The sequence below is a fragment of the Bacillus sp. IS1 genome, assembly GCF_032461585.1.
Classification (GTDB): Bacteria; Bacillota; Bacilli; order Bacillales; family Bacillaceae; genus Bacillus; species Bacillus velezensis.
Genome location: NZ_JAWCWR010000001.1, coordinates 301,108 through 325,950, shown reverse-complemented (window position 1 = coordinate 325,950; position 24,843 = coordinate 301,108). Strand labels below are relative to the sequence as shown.

The following is a 24,843-nucleotide window of genomic DNA, read 5'->3' as shown; positions in this document are numbered from 1 at the left end:
TAAAATGAATAAAGCTTTGAAAGCGCTCGGCGTACTGACGACATTCGTCATGCTCGTCGTGCTGATCGGCGGCGCTCTTGTCACAAAGACAGGATCGGGTCTCGGTTGCGGAAGGCAGTGGCCGCTTTGCCACGGCCGGTTTTTCCCGGAGCTTAACGCCGCTTCTATCATTGAATGGAGCCACAGACTCGCAAGCGGTGTCTCAATCGTTCTCGTGCTGAGTCTCGCTTTTTGGGCATGGAGAAAAGTCACGCCTGTTTTCCGTGAAACAACCTTTCTCGCCATTATGTCCATTATCTTTTTATTTTTACAGGCGCTTCTCGGCGCATTAGCGGTTGTTTTCGGATCAAATGCGCTCGTTATGGCGCTTCATTTCGGCATATCGCTGATTTCTTTCGCTTCTGTTCTGATTTTGACGCTGCTCATATTTGAAGCTGATAAATCAGACAAAAAGCTCGTCAAGCCGCTCAGAATCGGCAGAAAAATGCAGTTTCATATGATCGGTCTTTCGATTTACACGTATATCGTCGTTTATACGGGGGCTTATGTACGCCATACGAAATCAAGCCTTGCCTGCCCTGACGTTCCGCTTTGCAGCAGGCTGAATCACGGGCTTCCGTCCCATTTTCAGGAATATGTGCAGATGGGCCACAGAACGGCAGCACTGCTTCTGTTCGTATGGATTCTTGTCGCTTTTGCACATGCGGTGCGCTCCTACAAAGATCAAAAACAGATTCTTGGGGGCTGGATAGCGGCTCTTGTCTTTGTTTTATTACAGGCGCTGTCCGGAATCATGGTTGTTTATTCAGAAATGGCCACCGGTTTTGCACTTGCCCATTCGCTCTTTATTGCCGGCCTGTTCGGCGTCTTATGCTATTTCTTATTATTAATCGCCCGCTTCCGCTATGAATCAAAACAGCGGAACATCTGAGGCACATGAAAAGGCCGAAGCATTAGAGCTTCGGCCTTTTTACATATAAAAAACCTGATCGCACACGGGGGCGGATCAGGTTTTTTATATTCATTTTACGCTTTTTCAATTTCGATCAGTAAATCGCCTGTCTGAATCGGTTCACCGTTTTTCACATGAATCTGCTGTATCGTCCCGGAGAACGGCGCCTGTACCGTCGTCTCCATTTTCATCGCTTCATTAATCATCAGATGATCGCCTTTATTCACCTTTGCCCCGGTTTCCGTTAACAATTTAATGACGGTTCCCGGCATGGATGCCGCAATGTGGCTTGGGTTTGTCCGATCTGCTTTTAATTTTTCCTGTACGGACGATTTAATGCTTTCATCTTTAATGACCACCTCGCGCGGCTGGCCGTTCAATTCGAAATAAACGACACGTGTCGCATCTGGCTGCGGTTCACCGATAGATACAAGCTTCACGATCAGCGTTTTTCCGCGCTCGATTTCCACTTCAATTTCTTCACCGAGCGTCATCCCGTAGAAGAAAGTCGGTGTGTCTAATACGGAAATATCACCGAAGCGTTCAGCCGTTTTAACATATTCAGTAAACACCTTCGGATAAAGAGCATACGCGATTGCGTCCTGATCACTCAATTCCATCTGATGTGTTTCTTTCCATTCTTCTTTAATACCTTCAAAAGATACCGGTTCAAGCAGCTCACCCGGTCTTACCGTGATCGGCGTCTGTCCTTTCAGAACGAGCTTTTGCAGTTTTTCCGGAAATCCGCCGTGCGGCTGGCCGATCTGCCCTTTAAAGAGCTCAACGACTGAATCCGGAAAATCAAGCATTTCGCCTTTATCATAAACATCTTGTTCTGTTAAATTGTTTTGCACCATGTAAAGCGCCATATCTCCGACGACTTTGGAAGAAGGTGTTACTTTCACGACGTCGCCGAACATGCGGTTGACGACGCTGTACATGTCTTTCACCTCATTCCAGCGATCACCCAGGCCGACTCCTTTTGCCTGCTGCTGCAGATTGCTGTACTGGCCGCCCGGCATTTCATGATTATAAATCTCAGTATGAGGAGACTTCATCCCGCTTTCAAATTCACTGTAATACTGACGGACGGATTCCCAATATTGCGACAGTCTTTCCACCTGGCGGACATCCATTTCAGGACGGCGGCTGTTCCCTTCAAGGGCATGATAAAATCCGCTTGCGCTCGGCTGTGAAGTCAGACCCGCCATTGAGCTGACGGCGACATCCACGATGTCCACACCCGCTTCAACAGCTTTGGCATAGAGAAAGACGCCATTGCCGCTCGTATCATGCGTGTGAAGATGAACGGGAATATCAATCGTTTCCTTCAGCGCTGAGATAAGTTCGTATGCGGCTTGAGGTTTCAAAAGACCGGCCATGTCTTTAATGCCGAGAATGTGGGCACCAGACGCCTCAAGCTCTTTCGCCATAGAAAGATAATACTTCAAATCATATTTCGTCCGGGTCTTATCAAGAATATCTCCCGTGTAACAAATCGCAGCCTCCGCCACTTTTCCGGTTTCACGGACGGCATCGATGGCCAGCGTCATCCCTTTTACCCAGTTCAGGCTGTCAAAGATCCGGAATACGTCAATACCTGACTCCGCTGACTGCCGGACAAATTTTTGGATGACATTGTCCGGATAGTTTGTATAACCGACGGCATTTGATGAACGAAGCAGCATCTGGAACAATGTGTTCGGCACTTCCTTGCGAAGATCTTCAAGGCGTTTCCAAGGGTCTTCTTTTAAGAAACGGTACGCTACATCAAATGTCGCGCCTCCCCACATTTCAAGGCTGAACAGTTCAGGCCACAGGGCAGCAGTAGGATTCGCGATTTTTTTCAAATCATTGGATCTGATCCGGGTTGCAAGCAGGGACTGATGGGCATCCCTGAACGTTGTATCGGTCAGGAGCACGGATTTTTGCTCTTTCACCCAGTCTGCAAGCCCCTCAGCGCCTCTTTCATCAAGGATCTGTTTCGTACCGCTTGCCGGCTTTTCCCTGATATCTAACGTAACGGTCTGAGGCTTATCAAATGCAGGTTTTTCTTTTTTCCCGATTCCCGGAAAACCGTTCACTGTGACATTGCCGATATAGGAAAGCATTTTTGTTCCGCGGTCCTTCTGTTTTGGGAAAACAAACAGCTCAGGCGTTGTGTCGATAAATGATGTGTCGTATTGGCCCGTCAGGAATTTTTCATGCTTTGCCACGTTTTCAAGAAACGGAATATTGGTCTTAATGCCTCTGATCCTGAATTCCTGCAGGTTGCGGACCATTTTCGCTGATGCCTGTTCAAACGTCAGCGCCCATGTCGACAGCTTGACGAGCAGTGAATCATAATAAGGCGTGATGACGGCGCCCTGGAAGCTGTTTCCCGTATCAAGGCGGACGCCGAAGCCGCCGCCTGAGCGGTAAGCCATAATTTTACCCGTGTCAGGCATAAAGTCATTCAGCGGATCTTCAGTGGTCACACGTGATTGGATCGCATACCCGTTTGTAAAAATGTCTTTCTGCTCAGGGATATTGACGGCACGGCTGTGCAGTCCGTGGCCCTGCGCGACGAGGATTTGCGTCTGAACGATATCAACCCCCGTTATCATTTCCGTAATCGTATGCTCCACTTGTACGCGCGGGTTCACTTCAATAAAGTAAAATTCACCGCCCGCTACGAGAAATTCCACGGTCCCCGCGTTGATATAGCCGACATTTTTCGCAAGCGCCACAGCCGCTTCACAGATTTCGTCCCTTAATTCAGGCTGCAAAGATACACTCGGCGCCACCTCAATGACCTTTTGATGGCGTCTCTGAACGGAACAGTCCCGCTCATACAGATGGACGACATTGCCTTCTTTATCTCCGATCACCTGAACTTCAATATGCTTAGGATTTTCGATCAGTTTTTCAACATACACTTCATCGTTTCCGAATGCAGCTTTCGCTTCTGATTTGGCCCGCTCAAACGATTCTTTCAATTCGCTTTCGCTTCGGACGATTCTCATTCCGCGGCCTCCGCCTCCGAGCGATGCTTTAATAATAAACGGAAATCCGTGGACTTTTGCGAATTGTTCGACATCTTTTAATGTTTCAGCCGGTCCGTCACTCCCCGGAATAACGGGGATGCCGGCTTTTTCTGCCTGCTCCCTCGCCTTTACCTTATCTCCGAACATATCCAAATGCGCTGACGTCGGTCCGATAAATACGATGCCCTCTTCTTCACAGCGCCTCGCAAATTGGATATTTTCAGAGAGAAATCCGTAGCCCGGATGAATGGCATCTACGCCGTTTCTTTTTGCGATCTCAATAATCCCTTCAATATCAAGATACGCGTCAATCGGTTTTTTGCCTTCTCCCACAAGATAAGCTTCATCCGCTTTATAGCGATGATAGGAGCCCGAATCTTCTTTTGAATAAACGGCTACCGTTCTGATGTTCAATTCTGTGCACGCCCGGAAAATCCGGATCGCAATTTCTCCCCTGTTTGCTACTAACACTTTTTGGATGGATTGTTGTGACAAACTTTTCTCCCCCTTGGCCTAATAAATATGTAGTTTATAATAAAGGAATATCCGTCCTGTGTATACACTTGTTTTTTAGAGATACACAGATTTTTCCGTCTGCCGTCTTTTTACCCCCTTAGACGGAAAGGGCTCCCTCTTTTTCTTCTTTTCTGAGTACTTGACATGCATGCTGACATTCACCAATATACCGGCGCTCGTTAATAACAAAAACATTGATGAGCCCCCGTAGCTGATAAACGGCAGCGGAACACCTGTGATCGGAATTAAACCGCTGACACCGCCGAGATTGATAAAGGTCTGAATCGCAATCATGCTGGATATCCCGATTGCCAAAAGGCTCCCGAACGGATCTTCACATTTTCTCGCAATATAAAAACCTTTTAACACGACAAAAGCCAGCAGCACAATGACAAACAGGACGCCGAAAATGCCGAGCTCCTCTGAAATAACCGCCATAATAAAGTCTGTATGCGATTCAGGCAGATAACCGTATTTTTGAATGCTTTCTCCAAGACCGAGACCGAAAAAACCGCCTGAGCCGATCGCATAATACGAATTTATAATCTGCAGGCCTGATGTGCTGGCATATTTAAAGGGATTTTCAAGGCTTTCAAACCGGCTCATACGCCCGGGTGTCAAAATATCGTCCCATTTCAGATAGATGATCGGGCTGACAAGGAGTAATACGATTCCCGCCATGAGAACCAGCTTGAGCAGGGTCCTTCCGCTGAATCCCGAACACATAATAACGCAAAGCGCGATCAGACCGATAATCATCGCCGTTCCGAAGTCAGGCTGAATAGCGATAAGCGCACAAATGACTACGGTGACGATCACCGGCGGCGCAACCCCCGTCAAAAGCTGATCGATATAGCTTTGTTTCTTTGCGTATACCGCGGCAAGGTACAGTATCAGGGTCAGCTTGACAAATTCCCCCGGCTGAATGGCCATTCCGCCGATTTTAAACCAGCTTTGCGCGTTTCCGGCAACATGTCCGAAAACAAACAGCGCGCAAAGCGCAGCCACTGACGCAAGCAGTATGAATTTCTGAATCTTTTGATGGGCGAACACTTTGTACGGAAAAACGGCCGCGATAATAAACAGCACAAACCCCGCGATGACGGCGAACAGCTGCCGTTTAAAGAAATAGTCGCTGCTCACGCCGTAACGCATAACGGCGGTAATCATGCTTGAGCTGTATACCATTACCAATCCGAAACTGCACAGCAGAATGATAGCGCATATCAATGAATAATCGTAAGATTTTAACATTCTTTTAAACATAACATCCTCTTTCCTGCTTAAAGCTTACGTTTAATACCTATTGCGTATTATATTTTACTATAATTCATAAACAATTTACGCAGTTTCTTTATAGTTTTTCGGATGAAATGCAGATTAAGAGACCGTCTTACGAAAAGAAGATGCAAAAAAAACGGTTTACGGTTATAAAAAAACCCAAACCGTTGAATAGTTTGAGTTTGATCATTTATTTTCCTGTAAACGCGTCATGCAAAGCAGACAGTTCTCTTTCAAGTCTGTCCAGCAGCTCTTTGCCGTCGTTTTCGTCAACTAATCCCAGGCGGACAGCAAAATCGATTTCCCTCGACAGTCCGAACATCTGAGTATCCAAGACCTCTTCATACAGAGGACATTGAGGCATCGTTAAGTTATCCATTTGTACTCGGATCAGCTTCAAAATCTTCTCAGCATCTAACTTCAACAGCTCGAATGCTTTCTGCTGATGGTCGACTATAATCTCTGAAGCCAAAAGTATCCCTCCGTTCCCCAGGCGAGTACCTAATTCTTCTATTTATCATAAAGGGTATCAGGTGAAATTGCAAGAGGATTTAAGCAGATGTTATGATAAAAAATGTTTCAAAAAATACTCAGCCTGTATTTCTCAGACATGATTTCCAAAAGCTTCACACCCGCGATGCTGTTGCCTTTTTCATCAAGCGCCGGGCCGAATATACCGATTCCGAAGTTGTACGGCGAAATGCCCATGATTCCTCCCGAAACGCCGCTTTTAGCGGGAATGCCGACCTTGATTGCGAATTCCCCGCTCGCATTGTACATGCCGCATGTCACCATAAACGTCTTGCAGATTCTCGCCACATCTTTTTTAATGACCTGCTCCCCGGTTTCCGGATGCTTGCCGTCAAGGGCGAATACACAGCCGATTTTGGCTAAATCCAGACTGCTCATCTTAATCGCGCACTGTTTTGTATACAAATCCATGACCCCTTCAACATCGCCTTTAAAAATGTCATACTGCTTCATGTAATAACACATGGCCCGATTAATCATGGAAGATTTGAATTCCGATTCCGCGACATGGCTGCAATATGTAATGTCCTGATTATTCGCAAGTCTTCTGATGAATCCGAGCAGGTAATCCAGGCGGTCTTTCGGCGAATGCCCTTTAATTAAACCCGTAACGACGAGGGCTCCCGCATTAATCATCGGATTTAAAGGCTTGCCCGGATTCATTGTTTCAAGCTTAATCATGGAATTAAACGGGTCGCCGGTCGGCTCCTGACCCACGCAGCTGAACACCTTTTCCTTTCCGTAATCCATCAGTACGAGCGCCAGAGAAAGCACTTTCGAAATGCTCTGCAGCGTAAATGTCCGGTCGGCGTCTCCTGCCGACAGACATGTATTTTCCGCATGATAAATCGTGACCGAAAGGCTGTCTTGTTCAGATTCAGCCAGAGCCGGAATATAGTCTGCCACTTTGCCTTCTTCGGTCCTTTTTTTCGCTTCCTGAACTAATGCGTCCAGCTCTTGGTAATGCCGGCATACCATGTCGATCACCCTCACTTCGCTGCCGTTGTATACATCTAATTTGCGACGCAAAGTGACAATTCATGCGAAAACTTTTATACTTTAAGTAAAGGGGGGCTTCACCATGAGCGTTATTCAAGTAAAAGGCAATGTTACATACCCGATTACAATTGATCCGAGTGTCTGGATTTTCGATGACCGTAAGTTTCCGTTTGAAAAAAATCAGCCCGTTCATCCGGACGGCTCTGCAGAAACCCAGGAGCATACGCTTGATCCGGAACGGGTGATCAGAGAAGGGCGCATTTCGCCGCCGACTTTAAAAAGCGAAAAACGTTATGAAAAAGAAAGACTGATGAACGGCAGCTTCGCCATGAAGCTCGGCGCTGTTTTAGCAAATGCCGAGCCGAAAGAAAGCGCTGTCCTGTGCGCATTTATTTCAAAATCAGAAAGAACCGAAGTGCCGCTCGAAAAGGCGATGGACGCAATCGCGCATTTCAGCGATGCGGGGAAACCCCTTCAAGACGGCGGCCCGGTCCATTTTTACGTGGACGGAGACTTTGAAAAACCAATAACGGGCGTCACAGAAATCGAAGTTTTATAACAAATCGGCGGCAAGCTGTGCAAGGCCGGATCTCTCACCTTTCACAAGCTTCACGCTGCCGGAGACGGTTTGTTCTTTAAACCGTTCTACAACATAAGCAAGTCCGTTGTTTAAACTGTCTAAGTATGGGTGATCTATTTGCTCCGGATCGCCCATCAGGACAATTTTGCTGCCCTCTCCCACCCGAGTCAAAAGCGTTTTGACCTCGTGCCTCGTCAGATTCTGAGCCTCATCAATAATAATAAATTGATCCGGAATGCTTCTTCCCCGAATGTATGTCAGCGCCTCCACCTGAATCGATCCGATTCCTGCCAAAATCGCTTCAAGTTCACCCGGCTTTTTCGCATTGAATAAAAATTCAAGATTATCAAAGATCGGCTGCATCCACGGCTTGAGCTTTTCCTCTTTTTCGCCCGGCAAATATCCGATATCCTTTCCCACCGGGACGATGGGACGCGCGACGATCAGTTTTTTATAAATACCGAGATCCTCCGTCTGCAGAAGCCCTGCCGCGAGAGCAAGCAAGGTTTTTCCCGTTCCCGCTTTTCCGATCAGGGTGACAAGCGGGATATCTTCCCTCAGCAGGAGTTCAAGCGCCATTGTCTGCTGGACGTTCTTCGGCCTGATACCCCATACGTGCTCATCATCGAAAACGAGTCTTTTTACGGTCTCGCCTTTCTTATCTGCCATGCCGACCGCAGACGAAGATCCTCCTAATTCATCTTTCATCAGCACAAATTGATTCGGATAAACCTGATGCTGCTGAAGCTCCTTGACTGAAATTTGTTTGTTTTTATAAAACGAGGCAAACCGCTCTTTATTCATAAATATATCTTTGTACCCGCTATATATTTCATCATGGTCAACGACTCTGTCGTTTAAAAAGTCCTCCGCCAAAAGCCCGATGGCATCCGCCTTTACCCTGACAAGCACATCTTTGCTGACCAGGATGACGAGGCGGCCGTTTTCTTTCGTTTCCTCCTCAAGGCTTAAATTTTTTGCCACCGCCAAAATGCGGTTATCATTCGTTTTTTCGATAAAAATTTCTTGGAGCTGGTGAAATGACCGGTGGTTCAGTTCAATTCTGAGCGTTCCTCCGCTTTCAAGCGGAACTTTCTCGTGCAGCCTTCCTTTCTCCCTGAGCCCGTCTATCAGCTTAGATACGTGCCTCGCATTTCTCCCGACCTCGTCCATATACCGCTTTTTTGAATCGACCTCTTCCAGCACGACGGCGGGGATGACAACTTCGTTTTCTTCAAAGGAAAAAATGGCGTTAGGATCCTGCAAAAGTACATTCGTATCTAACACATAAATTTTACTCAAGTCTCAGCCTCCTGAAATAAGGATCAAAGCCCATCGTGTGCTTCTCTTTCCGCGAAAAACGGGGATGCCTGCTAAAATATATGATTTGGTGAATAAAGATAGAAGGTTAATTCAACAATAAAATAAATGAAAGCATTCAAGGAGGAAATCTGACGTGCGAATTCTTTTCATTATCATACAAGCCTTATTTATCCTTACCGGCTGCACTGCTGTACAGGACGGCCGCGGCCGCAATATTCAGAACGAATCAGCCGATCAGCGCGATGCAAAACCGATCCATGTGAAAAATACGGCTCCTGAGACAGCTGAAAATCCCGGCCGGACAGACATCGCTAAGCATCTCGTCGAGGTAACCGAAAAAATCCCCGGCATTTCAGATGCCACCGCGGTTGTACTCGGAAGATACTCCGTTGTCGGTATCGATGTGGATGACAATTTAGAAAGAAGCAAAGTGGAGAGCATTAAATACACGGTTGCCCAGGCGTTAAAAAACGATCCTTACGGTGCCAATGCCGTTGTCGTGGCTGATCCTGATACGGTTTCCCGTCTGAGAGGCATGGGCAGCGACATTAAGGCCGGCCGCCCTGTTTCAGGCATTTTGGACGAACTTGCCGCCATCGTCGGCCGCGTCATGCCGGAAGTCCCGAATGATGTGACCGACAATGAAAAAGAATCACCGACTCAATCGAATGATGATCAGCTGAACCAAAGAGACCAGAACAAGCTGCAGAACGAACAGAACGATCAATCGGATCATCATATGAAAAACCGCCGGTAAAAAGCAGCGCCCGCTCCAAAGGAAGGGCGCTGCTTTCTTTCCCTTTGGCAGGAGGGGCATCCATGATATAATGCTTGTCATAGTGAAAGAGGTGAAAAATCAATGAGAGTAAAATGTTCCATTTGCGACAAAATCGAACAAATTGATGATGAAACACTGACAGCCAAACGCCTCCGCAATCGTCCGATTCATACATATATGTGCCGGGAATGCCATGACCGAATCAAAGTCAAAACGGAGGCGCGGCTGAATACCGGACACTTTTCCTTTCATCCCGGACAAAAAGCGAAAAAAGATAAACTGAAAAAATAAACCGAATAAAAAATGACCCGCCGGAAGGCAAGGTCATTTTTTTATTGCGGTTTAGCTGACTGGCTTTTTTTGGACTGGTGCAGACGGATTTTGTAAACGATCAAAATCAAGGCGGCGACAACAAGCCCTTCTCCGACCGGCAGAAACACACCGAAAAAAGTCAGCACGGTGCAGCCGAGCACGAGAAAGAGATAAACTGCCGCAGCCTTCAAAACCGGCAGCCGTTTGGCAAAGCCGAGTTTAAATACAATCACCGAAAGCACGACGATCGTTCCGTATAACAGCCACATTCCCGTCAGCGGATGCTCATCCACTTGGTAAAGAGCCGCAAAGAACGACAGCCGTTCACTTACTTCATTCAAAAGGATCCCCCTCCCCTTTTCCGTTCGGGTTCTACCTTTTCAAATTCTGCAAGTGATTAAGACATTCCTGCTGTTTTTTTCTTTTTCGCCGCTTTTTCACGTTCGTTTTTATTCAGGATTTTCTTTCTTAAACGGATGGATTCCGGCGTTACTTCACAGTATTCATCTTCGTTTAAGTACTCGAGTGATTCTTCAAGCGACATAATGCGCGCTTTCTTAATCGTAGTCGTTTGATCCTTCGTAGCGGAACGGACGTTTGTCTGCTGTTTCATTTTGCTGACATTGACGACAAGGTCATTGTCACGGTTATGTTCGCCGACAATCATGCCTTCATATACTTCTGTGCCCGGCTCAACGAAGATGACGCCGCGGTCTTCAATACCTTGAATTCCGTAAGATGTCGCTTTTCCGTTTTCCATGGAAACGAGCACACCCTGACGTCGGCCTCCGACTTGGCCTTTTTGCATCGGCTGATAGCTGTCAAACGTGTGGTTCAGGATACCGAAACCGCGTGTCAGTGACAGAAACTCAGTAGAATAGCCGATGAGTCCGCGTGAAGGTACGGTAAAGATCAGGCGGACCTGGCCGTTTCCGTTATTAATCATATCAAGCATTTCGCCTTTTCTCGCACCCATTGATTCCATAACAGAACCGGTATGCTCTTCAGGCACGTCAATCTGCACGCGCTCTACAGGCTCGCAGCTTACGCCGTCGATTTCCTTAATGATAACTTCAGGCTTAGACACTTGAAGCTCATAGCCTTCACGGCGCATGTTTTCAATTAAAATGGACAGGTGAAGCTCACCGCGTCCTGAAACAACCCATGCGTCAGGTGATGCAGTCGGTTCGACACGGAGACTGACATCTGTTTGAAGCTGCGCGTTCAGACGCTCTTCAATTTTACGGGATGTGACATATTTGCCTTCACGGCCTGCAAACGGGCTGTTGTTTACGACAAATGTCATTTGGAGCGTAGGCTCATCAATGCGCAGAACCGGCAGCGGCTCATGGTGTTCAGCCGGACAAACCGTTTCACCGACGTTGATGTCTTCCATGCCCGAAACGGCAACGAGGTCTCCCGCTCTCGCTTCTTCAATTTCCACGCGTTTCAATCCTTGGAAACCGAAGATTTTCGTTACGCGGAATGATTTTACCGTTCCGTCAAGTTTCATCAATGAAACCTGCTGACCCACTTTCATCGTGCCGCGGAAAACGCGTCCGATACCGATACGGCCGACATAATCATTGTAATCAAGCAGCGCCACTTGGAATTGAAGAGGCTCTTCGGCGTTATCAACCGGGGCAGGGACATGTTCAAGAATCGTTTCATACAGTGATTCCATATTTTCGTCCTGCTTTTTCGGATCCAGACTTGCCGTTCCGTTAATCGCAGAAGCGTAGACGACAGGGAACTCAAGCTGTTCTTCGTTTGCGTCAAGCTCGATGAACAAATCAAGCACTTCATCAATGACTTCTTCCGGACGGGCGAAATCACGGTCGATTTTGTTTACGACGACAACCGGATTTAAGTTCTGCTCAAGGGCTTTTTTCAGTACGAAACGGGTTTGCGGCATGCAGCCTTCATATGCGTCAACGACTAACAGAACGCCGTCAACCATTTTCATAATCCGTTCTACCTCTCCGCCGAAGTCGGCGTGTCCCGGAGTGTCCAAAATATTAATGCGTGTATCTTTATAGTTAATCGCAGTATTTTTCGCAAGAATTGTAATACCGCGTTCACGTTCAAGATCGTTTGAATCCATTGCGCGCTCGGCAATATTTTCGTTGGCACGGAATGTTCCGGCTTGGTGAAGCAATTGGTCTACCAAAGTCGTTTTCCCATGGTCAACGTGGGCAATAATCGCGATGTTGCGAAGATCGTTTCGAAGTTTCACATTTTCATCTCCTAAAAAAATTAGATAACTTTCATATTATACCACACATCCTCTTTAAAAGCGTTACGTTTTTCTGTAAACTGAAAGTATGACGTTAAAGGGGATGGAAATATGAAAAAATTGAATTGGCTCTTATTATTATTTGCATTCGCAGCAGTCTTCAGCATGATGCTGATCGGCGTATCAATCGCTGAGAAAAGCGCATGGGGCATCATCGGAAGCATTGTTCTCGTTATCGCCATGATGGGAAGCGGTTTCACCGTAAAGAAAAAAATGCGCGAACAGGGACTGCTTGATTAAAAGCATGGCCCTTTGCAAAATTCGGTAAACATGGAAAGCACAATATCTAATGAAGCCTGAATCAAAGATTCAGGCTTTTTCACATCCTCAAAACAGGCTTTAGATGTAAGGCTTATCTCCCCCGCCGCCTAGTCAGGAAGCCGGAAATGACAGCTCCCATTCTAGTTACATCAGCAGATTCCCTCAGAAGATGCAGTCTGAAATAGTCCGGCATCGTTATGCAGAAAATACCATACCTCCTATATCAATTCCATCATTGTCTTTTTATACTTGTGGCTGTAAGCAAATACACATGACAAGGAGAGAACGAAATGAAAACATCTTTTTTGAAGAAAACCGCTGTAACTGCCGCCGCAACCGCCTCAGCCGCCTTGCTTGCATTCAGTCCGCTTGATTCTGCCGGCGCAAAAACGATCCAGGCAAATGAACCGCATGTCCTGCAGGCTTCCGCAGAGAAAACACCGGAAGACGCGGCAAAACTCATTGACATCATCAGCCAATCGATTTACGAAAAAGACGGTGTCTATTATTTTGACAGCGAAAAAGCGGTGGAATTGGGATTAGATCAAGAACAAGCCCAGATCATTCAAAAGCTGTGGGACAGTTCAACCGAATTTTTAACTGTTCTTTCCCAATGTATTGAGAAAACGGACGGCGAATATACATTTAATAAAGAAAAAGCGGTGGAGCTCGGCTTTACGGAAAAAGAGGCCCTTATCGTTGATCAGCTGTTCACCGCTTTTTCCCAAAGTCTTCATATCCTTCAATCTGCGCTGATTGAAGAAGACGGTGTGTATACGTTTGATCAGAACCTTGCTGAAAAAGCAGGAGCAGGAAAAAAAGAAGCAAAGCTGTGTGCCGGATTCTTTAATTCACTGCCCCAGGAATTGCTTGAAGGCATTTATACAGCCTTTCATCCGGCTGAGTAAACGGATTAAAACGCCCGGTCATTCAGCCGGGCGTTTTTTTAAATCAGCAGTTTAAGGATCAGCATGATAAAGAAAACAGCGCCGAACAAACAGGCTGCTTTTATCAGCAGCTTCCCGTAATACCGTTCCTTAAACCGCCTTTCTTCTTCTGCATAACAGGCTGGCGCCTTCATCTCAGGGCTGCCGAGGTCAAGCGGCTCCTTCATCATATGATATAAACTCCCGCACTTACCGCATGATTCAAGATGGCGGGAAATAAACCGCTCCGTTTCTGTTTCACAATCGCCTTCAATATATAAAGGGAGTAAATCTCTCACTAAACAGCAAGTCATATCTGTCCGTCCTTCCTTTTTTCCGCCAAGTGCTGTTTCAGCTGCATTCTCGCCCTGTACAGGGTGCTCTTCACCTTCGAAAGACTCCAGTCCAAAACATCAGCAATCTCTTCGTAAGACAGCTCTTGAAATTCCCTTAAAATTAAAACGGTCTGCTGATCGCTTTTCAGACGCTGAATCTGCCTGGTCAGCGCATTCTGAGTGTCTGTCCGGGCGACGTAATGCTCCGGCAGTTCATATGTTGTTTGCTGAAGCCCTTCATTCAGGGTGATATCTGAAAATTGATATTTTCTATCACGTCTGTACCAATTGATGAAGGTATGATGGGCAATTGCATAGAGCCACGTTCTGATAGACGAATGGCCCTTAAACGACTTAAGCCCGTTAAATGCTTTCATAAATGTATCCTGAGCGAGGTCTTTAGCGGTCTCAGCATGTTGTGTGCGTCTGTAAAGGTAATACATAATATCTTGATAATGTTCACGGTACAGCTGTTCAATTGACATCTTGTTTTTCATTTAAAAGTAAAACCACACTGTCATCCAGATTGAGAGCACAATGAAGAATCCGTACAATCCATACGTCAGGCATTTCATGTACTTAATCTGGCGGATATCGCCGGACGGCGCATTCAAACCATGTTCATTCTGCCCTTTTCTGTTTTCCGCCTCAGCTCCGAATAAAGGCTCATGTTCTTTCATCCACTGGAGCGTGCCGCCTTCGAGTTCCCCCTCCTTATATAGGTCGTATAAATCGAAGAAGACAGCCTTGTTTTCTTTATTGTTCATAAAGGTTCACCGCCTCGTAAGTATCCGCGTTCACTACATATACGTCATGACGGTTTGAACCGAACGGCTGAATAATGACAAGCCATGCGTTATATGTTACGCCGTCTTTCACCGCTATGACAGGCTTCACCCGCTTTTTGTAAATGATGCCGTTATAAGCTGCCGCCACTTTTTTGAATGCTGTTTGTCCGTCTCTGTATGTATGCGGGAATGTTTTGGCACTTCCCTGTCCGTAGAATGAGGCCTCTTTCATGCCTTCTTCATTCCGGAGCGTATAAACGAATGTGCCTTCAGAGTTTTCAAAAACGAGATTGCCTTCCGATTTATCAATTTGTCTAAGCTTTGAAGTATCCGCGTCCAGCAATGAAAAAAGCTTCTTCTGAAGTTCTGTTTTTGTTAAAACGGTGCTGTCAGGTGAAACTCTGATTTTCATAAGACGTCCGGATACTGCATCAAATATCAGCTCCGTTCCGTTATTCGCAGTTACGGTCAAACTGCTGCCGATCAGGCTGTTTATATCTGTATTTGTGATTTCAAATGTCTGATCAGGCATTTGAAGCGTACGAAAGGCGGCTTTTGATGCTTTGACTATGTCTTTTTCCGTCATATGCACCTGCGGTAGTGACTCAAGCTGATAAATAGACGGATCTTCTGAAAAACCCATAATGGTGTCTTTTTCCCAGTAAAATACTGTGCCCGAATCTTCGTGTTTCGTCCCTTGTGTTTTCGGCGCAATCTCCACGACAAACTGTCCGTTTTCTTTTCTCACTGTTGTCTGAATGCCTTGTGTTTTTATTTTTCGGCCGTGCGCCGACAAGAAATCCAGCGACTTTTTCCGGTATTCCTCTTCTGTTAAAGTGCGGCCTTCCGGTTTTTTAAGATATTGATAATTTGTAATCAATCGGGAAACCTCGTCCACTTCCGCTTCGTAATCTTCCGTTTTAAAACGGTAAAAGTAATGGAGGTCCTGATTGGTTTCTGTTAAATAAATCGGATTCTCAGCCGGAAAAAATGAAGTAAGGATCCGTTCCGCTTGGTCTGAAGTGATATGTTCACCCACATTATCAACAGAATCTTCAGCTATCGGCTTTGAAACCGCAAAAGCTGCATCGCCCGCATTGTATACCGGATTCAAAAAGACAATAAAACCAGCGGCCGTTGCCGCCGCAAGAAAGCTTTTCGTCCGCTGTCTGATCCTGTCTGACCGATGAAATAAATGATGGGTCATCAGAAAACCGGCCATCGTTAAATACACCGTAAATGGGAGAAGTCTGCCGTAATCTTTTGTTACACCGGCCGAGGGCGCAGCGAGCACCCATACCAACAGCCCGATGACCCCGGCATAAAACACGCCGATAAAAACGGGTCTCGGTTTCCAATACATTTTAAAGAATAAAACATTCATAGAAATCAGCAGAAGTAAAACAACCGTAATAAAACATAGCATCGAAACTATATCCTCCCCCGCCATCGCATCGGGACTGATATTCCAGAAAGCGAAAAAGCTGAAGATCAGCTGAATGACGGGCAGTGTCACCACAGTGAGATCAAACGTATAAAACATGCCCTTTCCCCTCTGCTCCTGCGGCATGAGGATATAGTGAAACGCGGTGAGCAGCACATACCCATACATTAAGAGATGAACGATCGGCAGAAGCTCGCTTTCTTCCGATATCAAATAGTGCGCGCTAAAGTGAGTACTCTGCACCTGATGAACCAATTCGACTGTTATGCCCGCTAATAATACGGCCCTGAGCAGAATTCCTGAATAAAACCAAACTCTCTCACGACTGATTTTCGGATGAAAAGTCAGCGCGTATAAAACAGCAAGGCAGACGGATGACCACTGAATGATCAACACGCTCTGTCTGCTTAAAATGAAATATCTGTCGAAATGCTGAATAAAATGACTGAAAATCTCTGACATCTGAAACAATCCTTTTCGTTTATTAAGGCCTCACCCGTTTAGACAAACGGCTATAAAAAAAGTTTTACAAATCGGAACATTTTTCCCCTATCATTTTTCCCGACTTCATTTGTCATTTTTTTCAGAATAAATCGCATCATTCGACTCATGTCTGATTCAACACGTGCCTCTCGGCTTATCCCCCGATGCTGGCCTCCGGAAGCCTTTCCGGGACGATTCTATCAATTCATCAGCGGAGTCTAGTTTTATATTGCAGAATGAGAGAATGCTGGTTTATTATAACAATATAAGTTTTCATTATTTTCAAAAAGGGGGATTTATTGTGGGTTTAGGTAAGAAATTGTCTGTTGCTGTCGCCGCTTCCTTTATGAGTTTAACCATCAGTCTTCCGGGTGTTCAGGCCGCTGAGAATCCTCAGCTTAAAGAAAACCTGACGAACTTTGTGCCGAAGCATTCTTTGGTGCAATCTGAATTGCCTTCAGTCAGTGACAAAGCAATCAAGCAATACTTGAAACAAAACGGCAAAGTCTTCAAAGGCAACCCTTCTGAGAGACTGAAGCTGATTGACCACACGACCGATGATCTCGGCTACAAGCACTTCCGTTATGTGCCTGTCGTTAACGGTGTGCCTGTGAAAGACTCGCAAGTCATTATTCACGTCGATAAATCCAACAATGTCTATGCGATTAACGGAGAATTAAACAACGATGCTTCTGCCAAAACGGGAAACAGCAAAAAATTATCTGCAAATCAAGCGCTGGATCATGCTTTTAAAGCAATCGGCAAATCACCTGAAGCCGTCTCTAACGGCAACGTTGCAAACAAAAACAAAGCCGAGCTGAAAGCAGCGGCCACAAAAGACGGTAAATACCGACTCGCCTATGATGTAACCATCCGCTACATCGAACCGGAACCAGCTAACTGGGAAGTAACCGTTGATGCGGAAACAGGGAAAGTCCTGAAAAAGCAAAACAAAGTGGAGCATGCCGCTGCAACCGGAACAGGTACGACTCTTAAAGGAAAAACGGTCTCATTAAATATTTCTTCTGAAAGCGGCAAGTATGTAATGCGTGATCTTTCTAAACCTACCGGAACGCAAATTATTACGTACGATCTGCAAAACCGACAATATAACCTGCCGGGCACGCTCGTATCAAGCACTACAAACCAGTTCACAACTTCTTCTCAGCGCGCTGCCGTTGATGCGCATTACAATCTCGGCAAAGTGTACGATTATTTCTATCAGACGTTTAAACGCAACAGCTACGACAATAAAGGCGGCAAAATCGTATCTTCCGTTCATTACGGCAGCAAATACAACAACGCGGCGTGGATCGGCGACCAAATGATTTACGGTGACGGTGACGGCTCATTCTTCTCGCCTCTTTCCGGTTCAATGGACGTAACGGCCCATGAAATGACACACGGTGTTACACAGGAAACAGCCAACCTGAACTATGAAAATCAACCGGGTGCTTTAAACGAATCCTTCTCTGATGTATTCGGATACTTCAATGATACTGAGGACTGGGATATCGGTGAAGATATTACGGTCAGCCAGCCGGCTCTCCGCAGTTTATCCAATCCGACAAAATACGGACAGCCCGACCATTACAAAAATTATCGAAACCTTCCGAATACTGATGCCGGCGACTACGGCGGCGTGCATACAAACAGCGGAATTCCGAACAAAGCCGCTTACAACACGATTACAAAAATCGGCGTGAAAAAAGCGGAGCAGATTTACTACCGTGCACTGACGGTATATCTCACTCCGTCATCAAGCTTTAAAGATGCAAAAGCAGCTTTGATTCAATCAGCGCGGGACCTTTACGGCTCTCAAGACGCTGCAAGCGTAGAAGCGGCCTGGAATGCGGTCGGCTTGTAAACAAGAAAAGAGACCGGATTTCTCCGGTCTCTTTTTTATATCTGAAACATTTCACAATGGCTTCACCATGATCATATATGTTTTTTCCCGATCGTCTTTTTCAAGCTTAAGCTGTTCAAAGCCGCATTGGCTTAAAAACAAAACCCATTCCTGCCTGTCCAGGGGAACGGCTGAAAACATCGCTTTATGCTCCCCTCTCAGCCGGCCCGCAATCTCTTCAATGACCGCGCGTCCGATTCCTTTCTCTTTTGCCTCCGGAGCGACGGCCACGGTTCCGAGCCACGGTTTTCCGTTTGAAGGCGCCCATTCCAAATGAAAACTGACGGCGGCAGGAGCGCCGTCAATCTCCCATACGAGCCACGTTCCATTGTACATGGAGTATGCAAGCATAAACTCCGCCGCATTTTTTGTTCCGAACTCTTCGCTTTTCCACACCGGGTGTGATGCCGCCAGCTGCTCCAGAAACCCGAGATCTTCTTCTTCAAAATCTCTACCTGTCAGCATGTAAATAGTCGTCAAAGATAATTTTATGTATTGCCGGATTGCCCGCAAGCACGCTGTGGTTGTCTAAAAACGTAAACGGTTCGCCGTCTGTGGTCGTGTAAATGCCCCCGACTTCGTTCAGCAGCACGCAGCCGGCAGCGTAATCCCACGGCGCGAGCCTCATCGTAATGTATGCGTCAATCCGGCCGGCCGCAACACTGGCCAGCTCAAGTGCCGCCGAACCGTAGGAACGCGTTCCTCTGACCCGTTTTACGAGCGGCGCCAAAATACTCGGGTCAATCCTTCTGTTTTCCGTCACCCATGTGGCATTGATTGCAATAATGGCTTCTTCAATGGAAGCTTCTTTTAAAGGAGCAAGCGGCGTGTCGTTCAGATAAGCCCCTTTTCCGCTGAATGCGTGATACAGTTCGTCCTGCATCACATCATAAATTAAGCCGATTTTGCCTTTTCCGTCTTCAAAGATGCCGATGGAGATCGCGAAATGCCGCTTTTGATGGACAAAATTCATCGTTCCGTCAATCGGATCAATGATCCAGACAATTCCGTCAAGGGAGCGGAGTTTATCCCCCTGCCCTTCTTCTCCGAGAATCCGGTGTCCGGGAAAAGTTCCCTGTATACGGTCAATGAAAAAGCGTTCCGTCTCTTTATCAATATTTGTGACTAAATCATTCGGATTTGATTTTGTTTCAATCGTCAAGCTTTCCTGCATGGATTGTCTGATTCTCGTTCCGGCTTCTTTTACCCATTTTTTTGCGATATCATCAATTTCCGTCCAATTTGTCATACCGTGTACCTCTTTTCTATGTATAGCTTATTCTATAGCATACTGATAAAGGCGATGAAAAAGCAAGGAAAATGAAAAAAATGCCTTCTCACGTAAAAACGAACCATTTCCTGCGGTTCGTTTTTACTATTCTTTATCCGTTAAGCCGAATCCATTCTTTTCTGAGACGTTCCAGTTTTCTTTTGCTGAGATCGATTTGATCTTCATTCTCTTTTTGCATGGCCTCATACAGGGTTGCCAATTCATAATCAACCTCTAGTCTCCAGACAGCTACACGGTTATTTTTTTCCTCCCTGAATCCTTCCTTCACCACTTGCCTCATTGTCTTTCGCCCCTTCCAGAGATCATTTGTTAAAAAAGCATCCCATTTTTCCAATTTATTAATGATACTTCTTATATCGTATGGAAACTTATATTCGGCTGTAACAACATTCTTAAAATTGTGTGTTTACCTATTCGTTTTTTACCCCAATCCTCTCGGCTCAAACGTTCTCAATGTTTTTGCGGCCGGCGGCGGCTGTGGTAAAATATGAATACTTACGATAAGGAGGAAAAAGATGACTCAGATGCGTTTTACAAAAGAAGACTTCGATACATTTACAATAGAAGGTTTAGATCCGCGCATGGAGGTGTTAAAAGAACAAGTCCGTCCGAAGCTGACCTTGTTAGGAGAGCATTTCGCACCGACATTGTCAGCATTGACAGGAGATGAAATGTTCCCGCATGTCGCCAAGCACGCGAGAAGATCTGTCAACCCGCCGGCTGACAGCTGGGTTGCCTTTGCCAACAGCAAACGCGGTTATAAGAAACTCCCTCACTTTCAGATCGGTTTATGGGACACCCATATGTTTGTATGGTTTGCCATCATTTATGAATCTCCGATAAAAGAGGAATACGGCAGATTGCTGGAAGCGAAGCAGGAGGACATCACAAAACAGATTCCCGGTCATTTTGTATGGTCGCCGGATCATACGAAGCCAGGTGCGTACAAGCAGTCCGACATGGATCAGGAGCAGCTGAAAACATTATTTGAACGCCTGCAGACAGTGAAAAAAGCAGAGCTTTTGTGCGGCATTCAGCTGCAAAAAGAAGACGTGATCAACATGAACAACAATGAATTCCTGCAAACCATTGAAGACGCTTTTAGGAAGCTTTCCTTTTTATACACACTGACTCAGAAAGTCTCATAACATAAAAAGCGGGCCGATTGCCGGCTCGCTTTGTCTACATTTTGATAATCGCTTGATCTGATTGTTTCGCCTGTTTCACAGTCCGATACGGGGAATAGGTGCTGTCAGCTTCAAATTGGCTGCAGATTTTCTTTTCTTCCGCTTTCCCGGGAACGATTTCTTTAAAGCGGCGGTACGCATTCAGAAGTCTGTCTCGGTCAGCTCCTTTTTCATAGGCGTTTTCCACCTGCTGAAAAAAAGCAATGACATCCACGGCCTCCTCTGTCGTCCAGTCCTCATTCATCGGATATTGATATTCCAAATGTCTTCACTCCTTTATAATCATGCTCAAAATAAGCATCTTCCATAGATCATAAATTGTTCTTTACTTTCTTTCAAGTTCATAATATAATTCATTTGTTTTACGTTTAAAAAACGGGTAATAAAACTGAATGTAATACAAACTAATCCGTAGGTATTATGATAAAGGTGGGAAAACAATTGCCGCAACATGAAACACCCCTGTACAGCGGACTGAAAAAGCACGCGGACAGACAGCCTGTCCAATTCCACATTCCGGGCCATAAAAAAGGCGCGGGAATGGACCCGGAATTCAGACAATTTATCGGAGAAAACGCGTTAAGCATAGATTTAATTAATATCGAACCTCTGGATGATTTACATGCGCCAAAGGGCATTATTAAAGAAGCCCAGGATCTGGCCGCTCGAGCATTCGGCGCAGACCATACCTTCTTTTCCGTACAAGGGACGAGCGGCGCCATTATGACGATGGTCATGGCCGTATGCGGACCCGGAGATAAAATCATCATCCCGAGAAACGTTCATAAATCCATTATGTCGGCCATTGTATTTTCCGGAGCGGTGCCGATTTTTATACACCCGGAAATTGACGATGAGCTCGGAATTTCTCACGGCATTACGCTTGAGTCCGCCGAGCGGGCTTTGACGGAGCACCCTGACGCAAAAGGCCTGCTTGTCATAAATCCGACGTACTTCGGTGTGGCAGCGGACTTGAGCAGCATTGTAAAGCTCGCGCATTCTTTCGATGTGCCTGTGCTTGTCGATGAAGCGCACGGCGTGCATATTCATTTTCATGATAAGCTTCCTCTGTCCGCCATGCAGGCGGGCGCTGATATGGCAGCCACAAGCGTGCACAAATTGGGAGGCTCCCTGACGCAGAGCTCCATTTTAAATGTGAGAGAAGGCCTTGTTTCCAAAGAAAGAGTACAGTCGATTTTAAGCATGCTGACGACAACGTCAACATCCTATCTGCTTCTCGCTTCACTGGATGTCGCAAGAAAACGCCTCGCTACAGAAGGCCGCGATCTTCTTGAAGATACGATTCTGCTGGCGGATCAGACACGGGAACGCCTCAATCAAATTGAAGGCATCCGCTGTGTCGGCGAAGAAATCACAGGGTCTAAAGCTGCCTTCAGTTATGATCCGACTAAATTAATCATTTCGGTCAAAAACCTCGGCCTGACGGGTCATGACGTTGAAAAATGGCTCCGCGAATCATATAATATCGAAGTCGAGCTGTCCGATTTGTATAATATTTTATGTATTTTCACCCCCGGAGACAGAGCAGGAGATGCCGACCGTCTTGTAAGCGCGCTTACAGACATTTCAAAGCAGGCTTCCGCCAATGACTATGCTCATCAGCAAACCGAAGTTCTGCTTCCTGAAATTCCTCTGTTAGCGATGACGCCAAGAGACGCGTTTTACGCAAATACGGAAGTCATTCCGTTAAAAGAATCCGCGGGACGGATCATCGCAGAGTTTGTCATGGTGTACCCGCCGGGAATTCCGATCTTTATTCCGGGTGAGATTATTACTGAAGAAAATATCAGCTACATTTTTAAAAACTTGGACGCCGGCCTTCCTGTGCAGGGTCCCGAAGATGCAACGCTTGAAATGATCAGAGTCATCAAAGAGCAAAAAGCCATCCAATAAATATAAAGAAGCCCGAAACGAAATCGTTTCGGGCCTTTTTACGCTTTTTACTCTTCTTCAAGATGACACTGGCATTGTCCGCAGCATGTTCCGTATAACGTCGTGACCTTCTCATCCTCAAAGTAATGAATCGCTTCGTTACAGTCTTGGCAAACAATTGTACCCATCTGTCATTCCCCATTTCTCAGAATTTGAAAACGCTTAATTTTTACTTGTTGTTATTATATTATTATGTCACATTTAATATGTCAACTGATAAATTGTATAACACATTTATTTTTTACGGTCTTTTTATAGCTCGAGGGTCAATCACGGTATATCCTTTATGACGCAATCCTTTTACAATGTCCGGCATGGCTTCCGCCGTCCATTTGCGGTCATGCATCAATATGTTGGCCCCGTCCCGCAGATAAGGACTGCTCAGTGTGATATCGGTAAGCGCTTTTTTGGATTGATATTTCTGATCCCAATCATACCCGAAGGTCCAGTTCATTTTCACCATACCTTCTTTTTTTATAAGTCTGTCACTGTAGTCCGTATTGCTTCCGAAAGGCGCCCTGAAAAATGCGGGTTTCTCTCCTATTACCTTTTCAACCTCTTTATTGACGCCAATGATTTCTTCCCGTTGTTTTTGTTCGGAAAGATCTTTTAAGTTTTGATGAGTCATTGTATGATTTCCGATCATAAAACCTAACTCATGAATATGCTTAAGCGCTTTCTTATTTTCATCTTTTTTCAAAAAATGTCCGTTTACAAAAAAGATCGCTGACGCATTGAGATCATGCAGTTTGTCCGCAATCTCAGCGGCATGCTGATCAGGCGCGTCATCGATCGTTACCAATGCGATCGGTTTTTTCTCTTTCTGTTCATCCATTTTTTCCACAGAAAAGGTTTTCGGATTGATATAGTAACGAGGCTCCGCCTTCTGTTTTTTCTGTTTTTCCTCTTTTGTATGGTGGTTTTCCCGTTTGGCATGATTGGCCGCGGCTTGAGAATGGGGTTTGTTTGTTTGCATTTTTTCATTTGATTGGCAGCCGGCGAGTAAGCACATACATACGACGGCTGCAGCGGCTTTATACATGACAATCCCTCCTGATACGGTTTTGCCCCCAGTATAACGAAAAAACAGCGCTCTCACGAAAAACAATGTGCCTTTTTTACACATCGGCTGCGCAAGTTGTCACACGTATTATTTCTTCATTAAAAACGGTTTCAATTATATAACAATTCAGTAACAAGCCTTAGGTTTTTCACCTCTCGTGATACACTTGATATAGTCCTTATAAATGGATGAACCAATATATTATATAAAACAGAGGAGTAAGATAGATGCGCTACCGTACGGTGATTCCCTTTTTTTTAATGCTGTTCGTTCTGTCAAGCTGTTCGGTTTCTACTGTCAGTCCATTCAAAAAAAACCGGATCGACAGCATTCATCACACTCAAATCTTGTTTTTTTCCGATGAAAATCATATAGATAAAGAAGTGCCTTATTACGATGCGATCCTTGATTTAGAAAAGAAATATCCCCATCATGTCGATCAAATGAAGGTTTATGACAACAGAAAGGGATGGGAAGAGGAAATCAACACGTTCCCTGCGCTGATGGTGATCAATCATCGGCATGTGGTCATGAAGATTGAGGGATCCGTAAAGAAAAAAGAGGATATCATCAAACCTATGCAGCATGTGCTTGCACAATAAAAACAGCCCC

General features: G+C 45.7%; 27 protein-coding genes. 10 read left to right on the top strand and 17 right to left on the bottom strand.

The window, feature by feature from the left end:
* Positions 1-4: 4 nt before the first annotated feature.
* Entirely contained in the window at positions 5-931 is a 927-nt protein-coding gene (gene ctaA / locus RUW00_RS01495) for a heme A synthase CtaA (RefSeq protein WP_017417720.1), read from the top strand.
* Positions 932-1,026: 95 nt separating this feature from the next.
* On the opposite strand, the gene pyc is transcribed toward ctaA, so the two are convergent.
* The 4 genes from pyc to glsA all read right to left on the bottom strand — a co-directional run bounded on the left by pyc (position 1,027) and on the right by glsA (position 7,284).
* Positions 1,027-4,473: a pyruvate carboxylase gene (gene pyc / locus RUW00_RS01490; protein ID WP_280145079.1), complete on the bottom strand. Its 3,447-nt coding sequence runs from the start codon at positions 4,471-4,473 to the stop codon at positions 1,027-1,029.
* Between the two features lie 75 nt (positions 4,474-4,548).
* A complete protein-coding gene (locus RUW00_RS01485) occupies positions 4,549-5,760 on the bottom strand; it encodes an FtsW/RodA/SpoVE family cell cycle protein (RefSeq protein WP_280145078.1) in 1,212 nt (403 codons plus the stop codon).
* A 205-nt stretch (positions 5,761-5,965) separates the two neighbouring features.
* Complete coding sequence (locus RUW00_RS01480) at positions 5,966-6,247, bottom strand: Fpa/YlaN family protein (protein ID WP_003154494.1); 282 nt, start codon at positions 6,245-6,247, stop codon at positions 5,966-5,968.
* 107 nt (positions 6,248-6,354) lie between these two features.
* Positions 6,355-7,284 carry a glutaminase A gene (glsA, locus tag RUW00_RS01475; protein WP_029973703.1) on the bottom strand — a complete coding sequence of 310 codons (930 nt, stop codon included), beginning with the start codon at positions 7,282-7,284 and terminating at the stop codon, positions 6,355-6,357.
* A gap of 103 nt (positions 7,285-7,387) precedes the next feature.
* Between glsA and RUW00_RS01470 the strand changes: the two genes are divergently transcribed.
* Positions 7,388-7,864, top strand: coding sequence for a hypothetical protein (locus RUW00_RS01470; protein WP_007409680.1), 477 nt, complete (start codon positions 7,388-7,390; stop codon positions 7,862-7,864).
* Here RUW00_RS01470 and RUW00_RS01465 read toward each other — a convergent pair.
* Complete coding sequence (locus RUW00_RS01465; protein ID WP_014417660.1) at positions 7,859-9,187, bottom strand: PhoH family protein; 1,329 nt, start codon at positions 9,185-9,187, stop codon at positions 7,859-7,861. The two genes, RUW00_RS01470 and RUW00_RS01465, sit on opposite strands and share 6 nt — an antisense overlap.
* Positions 9,188-9,341: 154 nt before the next feature.
* On the opposite strand from RUW00_RS01465, the gene RUW00_RS01460 reads away from it, so the two are divergent.
* Positions 9,342-9,965 carry a YhcN/YlaJ family sporulation lipoprotein gene (locus RUW00_RS01460; RefSeq protein ID WP_012117484.1) on the top strand — a complete coding sequence of 208 codons (624 nt, stop codon included), beginning with the start codon at positions 9,342-9,344 and terminating at the stop codon, positions 9,963-9,965.
* 102 nt (positions 9,966-10,067) lie between these two features.
* On the top strand, positions 10,068-10,277 hold the full coding sequence (locus RUW00_RS01455; protein ID WP_007409677.1) for a YlaI family protein: 210 nt from the start codon (positions 10,068-10,070) through the stop codon (positions 10,275-10,277).
* 41 nt (positions 10,278-10,318) lie between these two features.
* On the opposite strand, the gene RUW00_RS01450 is transcribed toward RUW00_RS01455, so the two are convergent.
* Together RUW00_RS01450 and typA are read right to left on the bottom strand one after the other, a co-directional pair.
* Positions 10,319-10,639, bottom strand: a complete 321-nt coding sequence (locus RUW00_RS01450; protein WP_007611192.1) for a YlaH-like family protein — start codon at positions 10,637-10,639, stop codon at positions 10,319-10,321.
* 56 nt (positions 10,640-10,695) lie between these two features.
* A complete protein-coding gene (gene typA, locus RUW00_RS01445; RefSeq protein ID WP_014417657.1) occupies positions 10,696-12,534 on the bottom strand; it encodes a translational GTPase TypA in 1,839 nt (612 codons plus the stop codon).
* Between the two features lie 111 nt (positions 12,535-12,645).
* Between typA and RUW00_RS01440 the strand changes: the two genes are divergently transcribed.
* Together RUW00_RS01440 and RUW00_RS01435 are read left to right on the top strand one after the other, a co-directional pair.
* Positions 12,646-12,834, top strand: coding sequence for a YlaF family protein (locus RUW00_RS01440; protein WP_003154504.1), 189 nt, complete (start codon positions 12,646-12,648; stop codon positions 12,832-12,834).
* Between the two features lie 311 nt (positions 12,835-13,145).
* On the top strand, positions 13,146-13,763 hold the full coding sequence (locus tag RUW00_RS01435; protein ID WP_061862160.1) for a hypothetical protein: 618 nt from the start codon (positions 13,146-13,148) through the stop codon (positions 13,761-13,763).
* Between the two features lie 38 nt (positions 13,764-13,801).
* Here RUW00_RS01435 and RUW00_RS01430 read toward each other — a convergent pair whose 3' ends face one another.
* The 4 genes from RUW00_RS01430 to RUW00_RS01415 are packed head-to-tail and all read right to left on the bottom strand — an operon-like array spanning position 13,802 to position 16,810.
* On the bottom strand, positions 13,802-14,095 hold the full coding sequence (locus RUW00_RS01430) for an anti-sigma factor family protein (protein ID WP_007409673.1): 294 nt from the start codon (positions 14,093-14,095) through the stop codon (positions 13,802-13,804).
* On the bottom strand, positions 14,092-14,613 hold the full coding sequence (locus RUW00_RS01425; RefSeq protein WP_280145077.1) for a sigma-70 family RNA polymerase sigma factor: 522 nt from the start codon (positions 14,611-14,613) through the stop codon (positions 14,092-14,094). Before RUW00_RS01425 ends, RUW00_RS01430 begins: the two co-directional genes overlap by 4 nt.
* Positions 14,614-14,883: a hypothetical protein gene (locus RUW00_RS01420; RefSeq protein WP_280145076.1), complete on the bottom strand. Its 270-nt coding sequence runs from the start codon at positions 14,881-14,883 to the stop codon at positions 14,614-14,616.
* Positions 14,873-16,810, bottom strand: a complete 1,938-nt coding sequence (locus RUW00_RS01415; RefSeq protein ID WP_280145075.1) for a hypothetical protein — start codon at positions 16,808-16,810, stop codon at positions 14,873-14,875. The genes RUW00_RS01420 and RUW00_RS01415 overlap by 11 nt, the downstream gene beginning before the upstream one ends.
* Before the next feature lie 322 nt (positions 16,811-17,132).
* On the opposite strand from RUW00_RS01415, the gene RUW00_RS01410 reads away from it, so the two are divergent.
* Positions 17,133-18,698, top strand: coding sequence for a M4 family metallopeptidase (locus RUW00_RS01410; protein WP_280145074.1), 1,566 nt, complete (start codon positions 17,133-17,135; stop codon positions 18,696-18,698).
* Between the two features lie 51 nt (positions 18,699-18,749).
* Here RUW00_RS01410 and RUW00_RS01405 read toward each other — a convergent pair whose 3' ends face one another.
* The 3 genes from RUW00_RS01405 to RUW00_RS01395 form a co-directional block, all read right to left on the bottom strand.
* The gene (locus tag RUW00_RS01405) at positions 18,750-19,202 is read right to left on the bottom strand and encodes a GNAT family N-acetyltransferase (RefSeq protein ID WP_014417654.1); all 453 of its coding nucleotides are present in this window, start codon (positions 19,200-19,202) and stop codon (positions 18,750-18,752) included.
* On the bottom strand, positions 19,189-19,986 hold the full coding sequence (gene suhB / locus RUW00_RS01400) for an inositol-1-monophosphatase (protein WP_007611181.1): 798 nt from the start codon (positions 19,984-19,986) through the stop codon (positions 19,189-19,191). The genes RUW00_RS01405 and suhB overlap by 14 nt, the downstream gene beginning before the upstream one ends.
* A gap of 133 nt (positions 19,987-20,119) precedes the next feature.
* On the bottom strand, positions 20,120-20,308 hold the full coding sequence (locus RUW00_RS01395; protein WP_003154513.1) for a hypothetical protein: 189 nt from the start codon (positions 20,306-20,308) through the stop codon (positions 20,120-20,122).
* A gap of 235 nt (positions 20,309-20,543) precedes the next feature.
* Here RUW00_RS01395 and RUW00_RS01390 point away from each other — a divergent pair, with 235 nt between their 5' ends.
* Positions 20,544-21,176, top strand: coding sequence for a DUF1054 domain-containing protein (locus RUW00_RS01390; RefSeq protein ID WP_007409668.1), 633 nt, complete (start codon positions 20,544-20,546; stop codon positions 21,174-21,176).
* Positions 21,177-21,210: 34 nt separating this feature from the next.
* Here RUW00_RS01390 and RUW00_RS01385 read toward each other — a convergent pair whose 3' ends face one another.
* Entirely contained in the window at positions 21,211-21,477 is a 267-nt protein-coding gene (locus RUW00_RS01385) for a UPF0223 family protein (RefSeq protein ID WP_007409667.1), read from the bottom strand.
* A gap of 179 nt (positions 21,478-21,656) precedes the next feature.
* Here RUW00_RS01385 and RUW00_RS01380 point away from each other — a divergent pair, with 179 nt between their 5' ends.
* Entirely contained in the window at positions 21,657-23,129 is a 1,473-nt protein-coding gene (locus RUW00_RS01380; RefSeq protein ID WP_032868029.1) for an aminotransferase class I/II-fold pyridoxal phosphate-dependent enzyme, read from the top strand.
* A gap of 47 nt (positions 23,130-23,176) precedes the next feature.
* On the opposite strand, the gene RUW00_RS01375 is transcribed toward RUW00_RS01380, so the two are convergent.
* On the bottom strand, positions 23,177-23,296 hold the full coding sequence (locus RUW00_RS01375) for a GapA-binding peptide SR1P (RefSeq protein WP_003154518.1): 120 nt from the start codon (positions 23,294-23,296) through the stop codon (positions 23,177-23,179).
* Positions 23,297-23,409: 113 nt separating this feature from the next.
* Entirely contained in the window at positions 23,410-24,210 is an 801-nt protein-coding gene (locus RUW00_RS01370) for a polysaccharide deacetylase family protein (RefSeq protein WP_280145073.1), read from the bottom strand.
* A gap of 248 nt (positions 24,211-24,458) precedes the next feature.
* Here RUW00_RS01370 and RUW00_RS01365 point away from each other — a divergent pair, with 248 nt between their 5' ends.
* The gene (locus RUW00_RS01365) at positions 24,459-24,833 is read left to right on the top strand and encodes a hypothetical protein (RefSeq protein WP_014417650.1); all 375 of its coding nucleotides are present in this window, start codon (positions 24,459-24,461) and stop codon (positions 24,831-24,833) included.
* Positions 24,834-24,843 lie beyond the last annotated feature (10 nt).